15 protein-coding genes are annotated in these 15,921 nt (G+C 37.0%); 2 read left to right on the forward strand and 13 right to left on the reverse strand.

The features are described from left to right. The 4 genes from ATK78_RS06570 to ATK78_RS06580 form a co-directional block, all read right to left on the reverse strand. Nucleotides 1-443: GIN domain-containing protein (locus ATK78_RS06570; protein ID WP_166664842.1), on the reverse strand; the 443-nt coding region annotated here is incomplete at its 3' end. Between the two features lie 138 nt (nt 444-581). Beyond that, complete coding sequence (locus tag ATK78_RS22720; protein WP_166664843.1) at nt 582-728, reverse strand: hypothetical protein; 147 nt, start codon at nt 726-728, stop codon at nt 582-584. A 148-nt stretch (nt 729-876) separates the two neighbouring features. Then, entirely contained in the window at nt 877-1,443 is a 567-nt protein-coding gene (locus ATK78_RS06575) for a suppressor of fused domain protein (protein WP_133575305.1), read from the reverse strand. A 90-nt stretch (nt 1,444-1,533) separates the two neighbouring features. Continuing rightward, nucleotides 1,534-1,929 (reverse strand): hypothetical protein, encoded by a 396-nt coding sequence (locus tag ATK78_RS06580; RefSeq protein ID WP_133575306.1) that lies wholly within the window; start codon nt 1,927-1,929, stop codon nt 1,534-1,536. Nucleotides 1,930-2,661: 732 nt separating this feature from the next. On the opposite strand from ATK78_RS06580, the gene ATK78_RS06585 reads away from it, so the two are divergent. Further along, a complete protein-coding gene (locus ATK78_RS06585) occupies nt 2,662-3,777 on the forward strand; it encodes a transglutaminase domain-containing protein (protein WP_133575307.1) in 1,116 nt (371 codons plus the stop codon). Between the two features lie 17 nt (nt 3,778-3,794). On the opposite strand, the gene ATK78_RS06590 is transcribed toward ATK78_RS06585, so the two are convergent. The 9 genes from ATK78_RS06590 to ATK78_RS06630 form a co-directional block, all read right to left on the reverse strand. Further along, nucleotides 3,795-4,160: an iron chaperone gene (locus ATK78_RS06590; protein ID WP_133575308.1), complete on the reverse strand. Its 366-nt coding sequence runs from the start codon at nt 4,158-4,160 to the stop codon at nt 3,795-3,797. A 61-nt stretch (nt 4,161-4,221) separates the two neighbouring features. After that, nucleotides 4,222-4,650 carry a hypothetical protein gene (locus tag ATK78_RS06595; RefSeq protein WP_133575309.1) on the reverse strand — a complete coding sequence of 143 codons (429 nt, stop codon included), beginning with the start codon at nt 4,648-4,650 and terminating at the stop codon, nt 4,222-4,224. Nucleotides 4,651-4,694: 44 nt separating this feature from the next. Next, nucleotides 4,695-5,168, reverse strand: a complete 474-nt coding sequence (locus ATK78_RS06600; protein ID WP_133575310.1) for a DUF3997 domain-containing protein — start codon at nt 5,166-5,168, stop codon at nt 4,695-4,697. 331 nt (nt 5,169-5,499) lie between these two features. Beyond that, nucleotides 5,500-5,844, reverse strand: a complete 345-nt coding sequence (locus ATK78_RS06605; protein WP_133575311.1) for a hypothetical protein — start codon at nt 5,842-5,844, stop codon at nt 5,500-5,502. A 232-nt stretch (nt 5,845-6,076) separates the two neighbouring features. Further along, a complete protein-coding gene (locus ATK78_RS06610; RefSeq protein WP_133575312.1) occupies nt 6,077-6,760 on the reverse strand; it encodes a hypothetical protein in 684 nt (227 codons plus the stop codon). Between the two features lie 5 nt (nt 6,761-6,765). Then, entirely contained in the window at nt 6,766-10,002 is a 3,237-nt protein-coding gene (locus tag ATK78_RS06615) for a DUF6443 domain-containing protein (RefSeq protein WP_133575313.1), read from the reverse strand. 18 nt (nt 10,003-10,020) lie between these two features. Further along, nucleotides 10,021-10,368, reverse strand: coding sequence for a hypothetical protein (locus tag ATK78_RS06620; protein WP_133575314.1), 348 nt, complete (start codon nt 10,366-10,368; stop codon nt 10,021-10,023). A gap of 16 nt (nt 10,369-10,384) precedes the next feature. Next, nucleotides 10,385-13,753 carry a hypothetical protein gene (locus tag ATK78_RS06625; protein WP_208112320.1) on the reverse strand — a complete coding sequence of 1,123 codons (3,369 nt, stop codon included), beginning with the start codon at nt 13,751-13,753 and terminating at the stop codon, nt 10,385-10,387. Nucleotides 13,754-14,129: 376 nt separating this feature from the next. Continuing rightward, complete coding sequence (locus tag ATK78_RS06630) at nt 14,130-14,849, reverse strand: hypothetical protein (RefSeq protein ID WP_133575316.1); 720 nt, start codon at nt 14,847-14,849, stop codon at nt 14,130-14,132. A 221-nt stretch (nt 14,850-15,070) separates the two neighbouring features. Between ATK78_RS06630 and ATK78_RS06635 the strand changes: the two genes are divergently transcribed. Continuing rightward, nucleotides 15,071-15,853 carry an Fpg/Nei family DNA glycosylase gene (locus tag ATK78_RS06635; protein ID WP_133575317.1) on the forward strand — a complete coding sequence of 261 codons (783 nt, stop codon included), beginning with the start codon at nt 15,071-15,073 and terminating at the stop codon, nt 15,851-15,853. The last annotated feature ends 68 nt before the right edge of the window (nt 15,854-15,921 follow it).

A 15,921-nucleotide genomic window follows, 5' to 3' on the forward strand; every position in this document is an offset into this window, starting at 1 on the left:
TTGTCATTCACTACCGTGTATAAACTTCCGGCTGTAGTTTTAATCTTTGCCGTTGCACTTTGGCTTAAGAATACCTGAAGGTATTTTACATCAAAGTTATTGCTGGTTACCACTACTGAACTTCCGGCAGCTTCAATCCGTTGCAAGTCTTTTACCGAAACATTGATCGTAACCTGGGCAGATTCCATCGAGTTGATGTATAGCGTTTGTCCCTGGCTTTGGATCGTTGTATTTTCTGAATTGAAGTTATCTCCTACCTGCACTTCTTCTTTGTCACCCTGGGTCAATACGATCTTCACATTTCCACTTACCCAGATCTTGTTAAAACCAGCGTAAGCTGTAGTTTTTTGGATGGGCGTTGCAGCAAAGGTTGCCATGGCAGAAGTACTTAAAAGGACAGCTGTAAATAGAGAAGCGATTACGGATTTAGTTAGAGTTTTCATAATATCTTGTTTTTAAATTTTCTTGTTGTTTTGTTATTAAGACGCCATCAACAGGAAAACGTTGCACAAGAATCTGCTGTATTATACCAGCAACAGCACAATCACGACCAACGCCCGTAATATTTCGACGAACAGGAATTAAAAATCCCGCTCAGTGGCACTGAAATAAATATTACCAACCTTATGGAACAACCTGTTCGACCAGGCAACGTTCCCATCCTCTTCACCACGATCCCGAATACGCTGACGAATTTCGCCAGACCAATAGTCCTTTTCAAATGACAAAACGGGCTCTAAATCATATAGTTTATTTACAGCAACCTTATCTATTATTAATTAGAGTAACCAAGGTTTAAAAAAATAAAAATAAATTTAAAAACAGGCTTAAAAGGGCTTTAAATGCATGAATAAAAATGAAATAAATTTAGCTTATCTATACAATGCTCACTCTATTGGGATCTAAATAGTTAAAATGATTCTCATCAAATTTCAATTCTAAAGCTTCCAATCCGTGTGACATTTTATAATCAACCTCCTCTTTTGTTATAGGTATAAGCCAATAAAAATGCACCTCCCTACCAGTCTTATTCATAATCTCCAGATCAGGGCCATCCAGATATGGTAATGAAATTAATCCATAGAATGATTTTGATTCTCCTTGCCATGAGCGGCCAAAATTTACAGTATGGCCAAGATTAAGATTTGCTTCTATATTATGATAGTAGCACAACGCACTAAGTATCTCAAAAATGGAATGGTCTTGAATTGCCGAAAACAAATGTATCTCTACGGGTGATAAGTGTGTATAGGTAGATATACCAGATGTTGCATAGATCCACATATCTCTGGAAGAATTGGGTGCATATTCTAAAACGGAAAACTTCGGCACCAATTGACCAATAGGTCCATAAAATTCCATTTTCTCCATAAAATCAGTTCCCCAGTTATCTGAATAATGACTTATAACATCATTTTTATAATTTTCAATGCTAGAATTCATGTGCTTTCATTTTACAAGTAACTTCAACCGTGATTCGTCGTCCACTTAAATTATTACTCAAATCGCTAATTCAACCAAATAGGTTTTCAATCATAGCACCATAGCTAAAGGGCCATTTTTTAAAACGCATGTTGACCAACCTGGAGTAGATCCTGGCGTTAATTTGGCAATTAATTTATTGTTTATATAAATTAAAACTTCGTCAATATCGTTATTCTCTAAAATTGACCAACTCAAATTTATTTCATTAACACTTATTATCGGCTCAATATTATACTTAATATATTCCTTTGGATTTAAGAAAGGCATATCATGTTTATTCCAACTTGTAATTTCAGGTGTTGGGTCTTGATTGTAAAGCCATATATCCCCAATTATACCAGAATCTTTAAATAAATAGGCATAAGCAACCTTACCGTCGTCTTCAATGGTGACTGAATATTGCGGATTATCCTCACAAAAAAATTGATTATAAAACTCTGTCATATTATGTTAGTTACTTATACGTCCTACTATCTTCTTTAAATCTTTTCCCGCTTGGCAAATTAATGATTACATAAAATACATCTATAACAGCAACATGCCCAATTGATCATCCATAGTAGTCTCCACCTACAGATTAAAGAACTCAATTACTACGCTTTCTTAATCGAATTTTGATGCTGTTGTAGATGAGGAATCGACTATTTAAAAACAAAAACATATAAGTTCAGAAACAAGATTATTAAAATTCTAACGTAATGATTACTACGATAAATCCTCCAGCCATCCCTTAATATTAGATACCAATATAAAAAAATTAAAAGCGCAATTGGCAATGCATAAAAAAAGCCATTGGAAGAATCTCCTCCCGCAATAATTACTGTCATACTCAGAAGACATACAAAATAAACTGCGCCTGAAATTATCGAAAAACCGATGTGGTTTTCGTTCGAAGTTGAAAACATAAACCACCCAAAAAATAGATAGTAAAATGCGAGCAAACAAATTACAACTACAGGCGGGGCCACAGAACCATAATCAATGATTACAGAAGAGATGGCAGACAAGCCGAAAAAAAGTTCTTCCGGTCTGAACCGAACTACAGCAGAGCTATAAAAATTTTTAATTGGATCAATCATTAATATCAGATGCGAGCTAACTAAGATAAATAATCCTGAGCAACCATTTTAAATAAATAATCAATATTTTATATATTTAGGCTTTAATTAAATGACCATGAAACTCCCTATCCTGTTGGCATTTTGCAGCCTAATTTTATTATCTGAGCATACCATCGCTCAAAAACAATACAAAAATGAACCACTCATTACCGCTCAAAAACAGAACGCTGATATTAGCCTAGGTAAAGAATGGGGGATCAGCCAATGGCGTATTTCGCCTCAAATTGCACACGACACCTTAAATGTCAGCTTGTATTCTGATCAGGAACAAGTAGGATTCAGAACGGATCAAGACAGCATCATATTTAAAATTAAGCCCGGTGAAACCAAATCATTTTATGTAAAACTTGGCGATGCCGAACCTGCACATACCATCATTGTAGCCAAAGCTTATAAATGGGACCAGGTATCATACAATAAAAAAGACAAGCGTAAAGACATCCAATTGTTCTTTGATAAGCCTGCCACATCCTATTCCGATTCCTTACGCCAGCTATACCCATTAAATGAGGTGATTAAAAACGCCCGTACCGATCAGGAAAAAGTGATGTCTATCTTAAACTGGACCCACCACCAGTGGAAACATAACGGTGGCAATTCGCCAAAAGGCAGCACAGGTATTGCCATATTAAACGAGGCACATGCCGGCGGCCAGTTTCCATGCTTTGCTTATGCCATCGTATTGAGAGATCAGCTGGTAGCTTACGGCTATAAGGCAAGGGTACTTTACCTAAAAACAAAAGACGCAGAAAACAGGAAGGGATCTCCCGGCCATGTAGCAACCGAAGTTTATATGAACGACCTCAAAAAATGGGCTTTTATTGATGGCCAGTTTAACATCATGCCCACCTTACATGGCAAGCCCTTAAATGCAGTAGAGTTTCAGCAGGCGTTAAGTAAAAACTATGAGGATGTGGTATTTGCAAGCAAAGATGAAGTATCTAAAAGAGGCTATACCGATTTTGTATATGATTATCTGTACTACTTTGATACTACGTTAGACAACCGCCTTTTACCGGCCGATAAGCGCTTTACAGTTAACGGAAAGCGATCAATCATGCTGGTACCAGAAGGCGCACCAAACCTCACTAAAATTAGCTTCTGGAATTCAACGGTAGATTACTGCGTATATACCCACTCGTTAAAAGACTTTTACGCGCAGCCTAAGTAAAAAGGAATTTAATAAACCTATTGTTTAGCTAATTTATTCAGATTTTCTTTTACCCTAAACGCAACTATCTTACTGATCAGCGCTAAAGGCATCGGCTTGTTTAAAGGAAACTGTACAGAACCTTTTGCTCCCTTATAAACAGATAACTCTTCTTTAAATTTTTCGATCCCGCTCGGAGCAGGATAAAACCCAATGTGATTTTTGTATCCTGCAAAATGCACCAGGTTACCATTCAGCGTAAATGTGGGCATTGCATAGCTGATCTTCTCTTCAGCATAAGGTGCTGCCTTTTTAATGGATTCACGAACCTGCTGCAGCATTTCCTGAATATCTTCTGGAAAGTCTGCAATGTATTCATCAATTGTAGTGAGTTTAGAAATCATGCCATAAATATTTGGTATAGGTGATTCATAAATTTAAAGAAAAAAAAATTACTACGCATAATCACGTATTACATTTACAAAAAGTGATGCAACCATCATGTCTTATTGATAAAATCCATTCCAGTGTTTTATCAAATAAATCAATGTCATCAGCAACAGGAAACCATATATCACCAAAGTATTTATCTAAATCCTTTAATTCAAATTCATCTAATCTCTTAAATTGATACCAGTTAATGAAAACCTCTGATAAAGGGCTTATTCCAATGGCCAAGAGAACGCTGATCAACTGAAAACCCTCACCTGCATTGGAGTCTTTATAAAACGATTGTTTTAGCGTTAAATCATGCTCAATATTAAGAACATTAAGATTATACTTACCTGATATTTGATCCTTTAGCTTATGACAACTAAGTTCATCCAGCACGCTATATACCGGAAAGGGTATCTTGTATTCATTCTCAAACAATGAAATTTTAAAATCATCCATAAAAATTACCTATCATAATTTTGGAGTTTACCCCCCCCTTTCTATTATTTCAAATTTAAAGACGCTGGCACTTTTAACTCCCTTCTTTTCATTACAAAAGACAAAGAATCCAATGGGCCATAAGTTGATCTTCTTTGTTTGTTTATAATCCAATAAGCAATAGATAATGTAGAGATACCATCTCTTAAACATTCTGGATTACTTCTTTGCTTAACAACAATATATGCATGATCAAAATCGTAGGCTTCTACAGTGCAAGGTACAATTCCTGTCCATGAACCATTCGGGCCACTTATAATCTGATGTACGTTACTTTCACTTACAAACGTATATCCATTTCCTAAATCTTCGGTAAAGTCACTCGTTGAACAAGAAAAGAAAAATGCAGTTAAAAACACACCAGATTTAAATATTCCGCTTTTCATTATTTTTCTGACTAATGTAGTTCTATTAAAATGACCTATATCCAATGAATTGTATGGTTTGTAGTAAGATTTACCCTTACCACCATTCTGCATTTGTAGTTTATTTGTTTTTCCTCCAGATCTATTAACTCTATCAGGACTACTCGAATTCTTTAGTCACCCAGCTTCCAAATGTGGCATTCCTGGATGACTTGGATCTTTTTCATTAAATAATTTTACTATCTCCTATGTGGCTTAACAAAGTATCAATATTTACGCCTTTAAACAAGCGGCTTTTTAGAGGTTTGGAAAATCTATTTTAAAACCTCGTCGAAAAAAATGGACTTAACAAGGGAATCGTTAGCAAAATATAATCTCCAAACTAGGGGTTCATAATACTGAATATCGGCAATTTCTTTGTTTTGCCAATTTAGGAACGCTTTGTCTATTTCGTGAGTTTTTCCAGGTTCAACCTATAGTAAGTTTCTAGTTTTGTCCCAATCAAATAAATATGAAATCCTTTAAGAATGGAAGCCCCATTGATTTTAGAGATGTCCATATTAGGTAAGGAATTTATTATTGTAATAGCCGTAGTATCTCCGTCAGTATCGATAGCAATTGTGACATTACTATTCTTCGATTTTCTTGATATAGTTTTTTCCATAAACCTATCAATATGTAATTTCAATTCCGGGTTAGGAATAACAGCATATGACACGGAATAATCCTTCTGATTAGAAGTACATCCAAAGACAAAAAGTGCGATAAGTAAAAGATTAATGATTCTCATTAAAACCTTTTTGAATTATAATTAATATATTTCAACTGAGTAAAAGACTTAAAACACTTTACATCTGAATGAATCATTTTTTAATTTAATTAAAGGATCGCTATCTCTGGGTTAACTGTTCTTACTTTCTCAATAAGCGACAAGGGGGTATATCCTTAATATTTTTAAGTTATTGACCGTATAACATTCACCTTCCAATTGCAGGATCATAGAATCTTACACATGACCATACTTACTTAATTTTGATAAGATTACATTTTAAAAACTTCTTGCCACTATCAACTATAATTATTGAATCCCCTAAGTCTTTAACCTTGGCAGCGAAATTACTTTTATAAAAGAAAAGTTCATAGTTTATTGGTATTTTAATAGACAAAAAATTAGAAGTTTGATTTTCTATGGGGAGTTTTTTAGTTATAAAACTTTTATATGAAGGCGACATTACAGTATTGTTCAAATATCTGTTAGGAAAAAATATCTCTACCCATAATTTGTTGTCTGCTACTCGATTTAATAAGGTGTCTATATTTACACCTTTAAATGAGTACTTCATATCTCCAATATGCAGAATCGTAGTATATTCAGATATAAAATCTCCATATATATTAGTCGCAACTTTGATTCTCGTTCCTTCAAAGTTACCTTTTTCCTCTTCCAAAATAGCATCAAAATTTTTGTTACTTATAGTATCTGAAGAAAGAAGAAAATCGTCGCCTTGTTTAGTATAAGAGCCTTGGAGATAGTTATACTGTAAACTGTCAAGATTAGAATTATAATACATTAGCCTAAACTGATTATTATCAGAAACCTGAAAGTCTATACATTCTACAGATTTTGAAAAATTATCCAACTTTGCTGTATGACAGGATAAATTAACTATAAAAATTAAACAAAGGTAAAAAAGATATCTTTTCATGATAGTTATCTGTTAAGGTAAATTCTTAATTTATTTACATAATCTGTATCAGTTGGCTTTCCATTAAAAGGTAGTCTTCCGGAAACTCCATAGTTTGCTCTATATCCATCCGCCTCTAAATTAAGTTTGGACCGATTTTGGAATTCAATACGCTTTGTGCCAGGAGATAATGAAACCTCTCCTCTAGCTATCTGACCACCATGAGTAAGTTCATGGGCTTGATTACCCAAGCTTCCAGAATTGTTTATCACGTATGTTCCATCCTCTCTTCTTTCAACAGTAGTGGTTTGTATTTGATTATCTCCACTTTCAGTGATTTTAACTCCATCACCGAGTGCAAACTTTATTCCTTCTACAGCCCCTATTTGGTCTATAGCATTAACAGTTTCGACATTTGTATTTATTCTCTCAACATTATCTGCAATTTTATTAACAAGCCTTCCGACTTTTGATTCCTTGCCTTTTGAAGATGCTTCTCGAACCTTTGCTGCCAAATGTTGATTTTTTTTAACCAACTTTTCATTGGTTTTAACTATCCCATTTTGTATAGTTTCACCTTTCTTTCTTTCTACATCATTTTCCCATTCCATACCATCTAGATCAACTCTTCCTATTGGATTATTTCCTACATAATTATAGGTTGATTCTGAATAATATTTCTCCGCCATCGGATCTATCACATTCCACCTCGCTATAACCGGGTCATAGAACCTAGCCCCATAGTCATACTGCTCCAGCTCATTTTGCAACTCCTTGCCATTGTAAAGATAATTATTTGTACCTCCCATTACACTATTTTTTTGTCCAAATGGATGATAGTTATCTTCCTGGAGCTTCTGGATCTGCCCAGGGTTGTTTGGATCGCTGCGGAAACTATACCTCACATTGCCCAGATGATCTTTCAAGTCATATTCATAACTATAGCTGGTACCGCTCTTTCTTGCAAGCCCTTCGCTGGTCTGGATAAATTTAAGAACCCCGGCGTTGTAGTGGATCCCATCGATATAATCAGATGAACCTTCCAAACTGCTTGCCTTTTTTATCTTTCTGCCAGTGCCATCATACGTATATGTGATATTAAATGAGCCTGCTCTTGTAGCCGTTACTGGTAAATTCAGGTTGTTGTAAGTAAGCACAGCTCCAGTCCTGCCGTCCGTGGTGGCATTGCCGTTCAGATCGTAAGCATAAGTACCCGCCATTGGAATTGAACCGGCAGAAATACTGCTCAGTCTATTACCTGTATTTCCATTCGCGTTCTGATAGTAATATTGGGAAATACCCTGGTCATTCCGGTTCATGCTGGCAATGTTCCCCATGTTATCGTAGGTTATTTCTTCTTTCATCACGATGCCCGTACTTATACCTTTAGTCAGCCGGTTTAGCTTATCATAGGTATAAGTGAATTTATTTGTTAGCCCTGTTCCCCAGTTCTGACTGGCAATATTGCCATTGTACTGTGGGTTAGCATTAGAAAGCGTATCGTAGCCCAGCTTCATACTAAATTGTCCTGAGACCCCTTGTTTTAACCAGCCACGCTCGTTGTAGGCATATTTGGTACTTTGTAAACCGTTATGCAGCTGCTTCTCTTTCAATTGTCCAATCTCATTGTAAACCTGGTTAGACAACGTTACCAGAGGATTTGTGGTACTTGGGTTATCACCCGTTTTTTGTCTAACGAGTTTAACCCTACCTTGGTGATCATAGGTATATTCGTTATACACATACAGCTTTTCTTGATTTAACACATAATGCCTGCGGGTACTTTTAATCAGCTCACCTGCAAAGTTGTAGGTATTGACGATCTCATCGTAGTTCTTCTCATTAATCGATCCGGGAAGATAATGCTGTTTGTATATACGCACCACTCGGCCTTTATCGTCATAGTAGTTGATTGTCCATAGATAATCACCGGCAGATCCAAGTACTTTGACCCTTGTCGCCGTCAATAGGCCTTTGGTTTTGTTACTATAGTTCGCACTCAGGTTTTCAGGCATCCATTCGATGTTGTAATCATCGTAATAATTCACCACCTGTACATCCATCGTAGCCGCGCCGGTAGGAAGTGCATTCAAGGTATAGCCAAACCAGCTGCCATAAGACCGGTCTTCCCATGTTGTTAAGTTAGGGTTATTATCAAAATGTGCCTGGATCGCAGAACTGGGTTGATCATATTGCCGTTCCACACCAGTCATGATTACCCGGCCAAGGCCATCATATTTGGTAAAGCCAAAGTATGGGTATGGTGCACCGAGGACTTGTGCCTGCACCGGATCACGGGTCAGCACTACCTGGCCAAGATTGTTGTATACAAATTGATCCCAGCCACCTTTACCGGGAATCTTCTTTTCAATTACTCTTCTTCTGCTATCGTACCGGTAACCATAAATGAAATTGGTAAAAACCGGATCTGCTTCTGTAAAGCTTGATACCCCTACACCAGGAGGCAATACGTAACGCAAATTACCCAACACATCATAGACGTAATAGGTAGACAGCACAGTACCTTCGTCTTTCCAAATCCGCTTTACGAGAACTTGTCCCTCCAGATCTTTAAATTCTTCAGTCGTACCTGCTCTTCCAGATACCCAGTTCTCATCCTTTATGATTGTCTTATAAAGTGTATTTGCAGGGTAAGTATTAGTTGCAGACGCACCATTTGCATTGACCTCCCAAATCATCACCTCATCAGTAATGTTCGATGTTTGATCTATAACCACAGTTCTACCTGTAGTTGCTGTACGACTGGCAGCCGGCTGCCAGGACAGTCCCGGCGCGCCTTGTTCCAACACCCGGTTTAACGGTGAACTTTCAAACACACTAACGCTATATGGATGCTGGGTTCTTACCACATTTGCATCCCAGCTGGAAGTACCGTAGAAGTTTCCCTGAGTAGCCGTCGCCCCGACCCTATAGGTCCCATCATTACCAGAAGCATCTGCATACGGGAGATATTTTTTCACTTCCCTGCCAAGTACATCATATTCAACAGGCAATACAATATCTTTTTTGTTTGGACTGGCCTGCCACTGCACAGTTTGCAACAAACGTCCAAGGCCGTCGATGTACTGGATCGTCTTGTTCACCGAATCTACAGGAAGTCCGGCAAGTGAAGCAGCGGTATTCCGGTTTGCAGCTTTCACTTTGCTTACAATTATGTAGTTTTGGTTTGTATTGGGAGTTTGCGCCTGTACACCAGTTATACCGGTAACGTAGAGTATTGTTAAATAGAGAATCTTTTTCATGAGCTGTACGTTAATAATTTAGTGGATTAAATTGCCTGAGGCTGATGTTACAGGCTTTACAACCGGCTTATAGGTATCTTTCTGAACACCCGTAAGGACAGCGCGAAATTTCTTATTCTTCTCTTCTACCAATACCTGAATTTTTTCCAGCTTTTCTTTGCTACTTAGTAACTTGTTTGCCAGAACTAGTTCGACCTCCAATTTATAGGCTTCCTGAATCGTATTGATTTGAGAAGCTTTTTCGGGATCGCTGTTTAACTTCTTTTGTAAATTGAGCTGTTTTAACTTTACGCTATCTACTTTCTGGGCATAAGCAGCTGAGGTAATTAGCAATATCATTATAAAACTGACAGATAATAATTTCATGATCTTCTATTTCTAATTATTGAACAATTTGAACTGCAGTACCATTTGGATTTAAAGAATAAGTCCGGGTAATATTCTGATACTGCAAACCAAAATAGTAATCGTAATCTATCCAGTTGTACTCCATCACTTTTTTAACACCGCAGAAATAGGATGAGACACCGGCATTTATGGTAATGGTCGTATTTGGATTTACCGGGTCCTGAATATCGTAATTTCCAGTATTGGTTACCGTTTCATGTAAGATCAGCTGTATTGGACTCTGAAGAACATAAGGAATGGTACAGGAAGCATCCATATAAAAGCGGATATATAGATCCTGATTAAAATAGTTATTATAGCTATCTCCAAAATATGCACCTCCATCGAGCTCTAACCTTGCATAAATAACTCCCGCAAATGGATTGGTCGAAACCACATGATAAGCGAACTGATTCATTATGCTTTGATTATTGTCTTTTATGTTGTCTAGCCGGTTAAATAAATCATATTCATAAAATTTACTCTGTCCCCTTGCATCAATCCCTCTGGTTATACCCACAAGAGGCTTATATACATAAGTAGTAATTAATGATCTCAACGCAGAACTGGAACGTAAAGGATCAATAAAAGACACTATCGAACTTTCTGCCGGATTTGAAACATTCTCGAAATTCTGAATGGTTGCGCTGCCACCTAATATAGATGAGACCGTATTGAAATCTGCATTTTCTATTTTACCAATCAGTGAATTACCATTATAACTCCATAGAAAAACATCATTTTTAACATCATTTACTCTTGTCCAAAGCACGTTGGAATGATCAGAGTAATTTAAAAGTTCAACCTTTTCATATCCCCCTATCTGATTCAAAATAACTGATGGCAAGATCCTGCCACCAGACCAGTTTTTAAACAGGGTTTCGTTGCTTTCTGTACTGCCCAGATAGCTACGTTGATATTTTAAAGGAACACCCCAAATATAATTAGCAACCAATGATTGCCGTGCCGATTCTGCTTCTGTATTGGAATAGCTAAGTTCGTCCGGATAATAATAGGTATACGTAATTGGCAGTGATTTGCTGTTGTATGTTATTTTCTGTTTTAATAGTTCATCATTGGTACGGTATTGATAGGCATTTCGTGCAACTACTACATTTGAGTTGAAATAAGATTTAGTAGAATCCGCGGTCAATTCAAATCTCCTGCTGGCATATTTTTGATCAACCATATAGAACGTCTCATTAGCCGGCATGCAACTTCCCCCTGAGCCTGAATCTGAATAATAACCCATTTTAACCGGTATACTATTTAAAACAGATTCAACCAAAGTATATTGGCTAATTTCCTGTGTTTTAAGTTGGTTATTGTTATCCCTGGTTTCCTTTTTTAACAGTCTGCCGCGCAACTCCGCCTTCTCATCGCTGATCATAAAAGGATAGTTGGAGTACGTTGTTAGGGCAGCATTAAAAATGGTGGTACTTAAATATTGATACTGCTGGCTCCTGTTTAATATCAAGTCGGGATATTCATCAGATGAAGTAAACTGATAAGTTGTTTTACCACCCGTACTTAAAGTATTAACTACCTCGTGTACTTTTTTATAACCTACAAAGTTATCTGTTGGAAACAGATTGTGCTCTGAAACGATGGTATTGTTGTAGATCGAATTATACGAAAAATCACTATAGTTATAAATGGGGTAAGCATGTACAGGAACATACCCTACATTTCCAGTGGATATGTTACTTCCAATTTCTGTTTCGTAATAATAACTGATCTTCGTAGGAACACCCACATTATCTCTTTGAATCTGGTATTTGACCCTCGATCCGCCACCTTTAACATTTTCATTGTTAAAACGAAAAACATTCGCCTCATATTCTATATCTATCCCACCACCTGTATCGAAATGAACTGTTTTTAACAATCCCTGCTTGGTATAAGCGTCATTTGGCGCTGCATTTTCTCCCGTGAGTGTGACAGTCGGTGTTAAGTTCTGGAGGGTAAATGGCAATAATGCATTCGTACCTAACGAAGGATAAAAATTTATTGCTGGCTTTCCTGTTGTGGCGCCATTGCCATTAAAATAGCCAAAATAATCCTTTTCTTTAGATGATTTTACCGGCATCCGCAGATCTTCAAAATACTCATATCTGGCTTCTACAATTTCCTTATTTCCAGATAATGCAACGTTGTTAATAGCATTCAGTTTAAGCTTTTTACATTCAGGGGCACTACTACAATTAGGGGCAGTAAAATAGCCATAGTCTAACCGATAGTTTTTAATTACATTCTGATTGATGTCCTTCAGGACTATGCCGGTAAGCGCTTTGTCATCTACAATGTCTTCCCGGTTATGATTGTATAAAAATGAGATCTCACTTTCCGAAGCATGAATGTTTTTAATGCGTAAATATTTCTTATACCGGTTCCTTACATCATTACTCTGAAGAGGAAAAGGGGAAACAGCGCCATTGTTATAATACCCGGGAGGTAAAAAATACTCCTGGTGTGTAGTACTATATTCACCAATCGTACTTTGGTCATATTCATAGGTAATGATCTTCCTGGAATTAAGATCTTCCATACCCGTTAGGAATAAAGTGATCATTGCCTCGGGAAATGAGTAAAACTGCTCACTTGCTAAATTATGACTCAATACGACATCGTAGGCATCAAAAGTATACTTAACACCTTGTGGTGTCGTTACTACAAGCTTATAAAGATTCTTAGCATCCGGATAATAGATCGCAGTGCTCTGACTACCGCTTACTATGGTAAAACTGATATTCAGGTTCCGTTTTTCAACAAGTAATTCAATTTTGTTCTTCTGTCCATTTAATTCGACAGCCTCTAAATTTTTAGTGATATAGAATTTGGTCGATAGTCCCGGAGCATTCACAGAGAAAACATCAGGTGCTGCATCTACCTCACAAGTTTGAACACCCGTAATATCTGCCAGTTGAAGCCAGCCTAGTTTTGAATAATAATCTACAGCGCCAGGTTCAAACAAATCAGGCTCACCATAAGAGCTAATCTTTTTATCAAAATCACTTACGTCGCATATTTGCCGGGTTACCGTCCCGGATGCCCCTGTTAAATTCCAGCCAAGACCGGTATTTGAGGAAATATCCGAAACCTTATTTCCCAATGAATTATATTCTAACCTTATTGGAACACTTAGTTTATCATTCAGACCATATTTAAAAAAGTCGAAACCATAATTAAGTTTTCCCGAATAATGGCCAACAGGAGCAAAATTGTGGCTTAAAAGCGAGGCGACAGTTGGATCTGTTGCGGTTGTTTGTTTTTTAATGTGATCCCAATGCTTTAACTGGCCATAGGAATCATTGCAATAGAAAATCGTCAGCAGTAGCAGAATCACTCTAAATTGGGTAGCCATTTTCGGAAATATTATTTTATATCCCATTATATCTGATAGAATTAGTCAATGATTGAATAGTAGAGAAAAAAAGAAAAATGTTTAATAAGATTTTTGAAGCCGCGTTTGCAGAAGCATGGCCTGGAAAAATTACAGAATGATCTTCTATGAATTTTGAGAGCATTTGAGACGTTTAAAACTAGTTTTTTCTTCGACTAAGGTAAAGCAATTTTTGTAAAACAAAACGCCTAATTGAAAAGATATTAAACTTTTAAAAACAATGTTAACAAGATTAATTAATTAGCTTCTTAACATAGTTTATCGTCTAATTAACTCTTGTGTACAGAAAACGATATAGTAATCCTATTAAAAAAGACAATCACGTACCAGGTTAATTTTACAAATTGATAGTTGCAAATTGATCCATTGCTGATTTCCACCAATTCCAATTGCCGGCCAGGTTCATCGTAACATGCAGCACAATGAAAAGCAATATAGCCACTATATAGGGGACACGAATGTGGCTTAAACGACGGTCATCGGCAATGAGTAGTAAAAAGACAAGCTCTACAATGATAAAACTTGCATTCAATGTCTTGCTAAAACTATCAAACCATGGAATAAAGAAAAGTAAGCGAGTGATGGCCGGAGGCAATACGGTAAGTACGGTACAGGCCATGTACCTGGCATGCAGTTGAATTTTTTTGCCATACCAGATTCCTAAACCAAAAAATAAGATAAAGAGGACAAGAGAATACATATCAATATATGAAAGCGTATAGACCGAACCCGGTGGGTAATTGGCCTTGGCACTCATCATCGTGTGCATCATCTTAATACCTCCTAAAACAAGAAGCGGCACAAGTACAATAGCGCTTATTTTGCCTAATTTACGATGGAGGGATATTTTACCTTTCTTGTATAAAAGTGGCTGAACAATAAGCAGCAGCATCCATAAACCGGCAGTGGCTCCATGTATATGATGATAAATGCCGGTTTGCAACAGCCTGCCAAAATAAGAAGTTGAAAAACCTATCCATGTAGTTAAAACTGCCAGTGCAAAATACCAGTGTGCATTTGGATAAAGTACATTATTCTTAACGGAATTTACTGACATACAATCTATTAATGATTAAATATAATCAGACCACAGCAATTATCAAATAATTTATGAACAAATCTTAACAAGATGCAAATATGAACTTAATTCACAAAAAATAATATTGACCCAAAGCTATTAATTAAAAAACACCTTAGCAATAATGACCTAAACAATATACCTCAGCCTGCTGTTAATTTATGTGAAATCTAATACCTGATCTCAAAACACGACTGAACATGCCCGAACTACCCGACCTGGAAATATTTGCTGTAAACCTGGAGAAACGTTTTAAGAACAAGACCCTCGAAAAGCTGGAAGTTATTGTTCCTAAAAGACTAAACGTATCTGAAACCGAGTTGAAAGAAGCCCTTGAAGGTCACCAGCTGCAGGCTGTGCTTCGGGAAGGTAAAACCATGCAATTGCATTTTGGCGGGGGCAACGTACTCGGGCTACATTTAATGTTACACGGAGAGATCAGGCTGGTTGAGAAAGATGACCAGGTTAAGTTCAGGATCATCGAATTTCATTTTAAAGGCGACAATAGCTTCGCCTTAACAGATTTTCAGAAAATGGCCACGCCAACCCTTAATCCGGAACCATCTGAAGTACCAGATGCATTATCAAAAGATTTTACCATCACCTATTTAAAAGAACTGCTGTCAAAAAAGAAGATCCAGATCAAAACATTACTCATGGATCAGCATTTGATCCGCGGTATCGGAAACACCTATGCAGACGAAATCCTGTGGCACACCAGGATCTCTCCTTTTTCTATTGCCAAAGCCATTCCGGAAAAAAAGGTTAAAGATCTTTACCAGGGGATAGAAGAAGTGCTCCGAAAAGAAATCATGCAGCTTACCAGGGCCATTCCAGACAGCTTTAATGCAGAGGTTAAAGATTTCTTAAAAATTCACAATCCGGATCTGAAGCATAGCCCTACTGGTCATGAGATCAAAATCGATAAAATTGGCGGCAGAAAAACATATTATACCGATGAACAGGTACAGTATAATTTGTAACAACTTTTAAACTATAACCTGACCTATTTCATAACAGCAAACTAACAAACCGTTAACAGCACGACCTT

The sequence above is a fragment of the Pedobacter metabolipauper genome, from assembly GCF_004362715.1.
Taxonomy (GTDB): domain Bacteria; phylum Bacteroidota; class Bacteroidia; order Sphingobacteriales; family Sphingobacteriaceae; genus Pedobacter; species Pedobacter metabolipauper.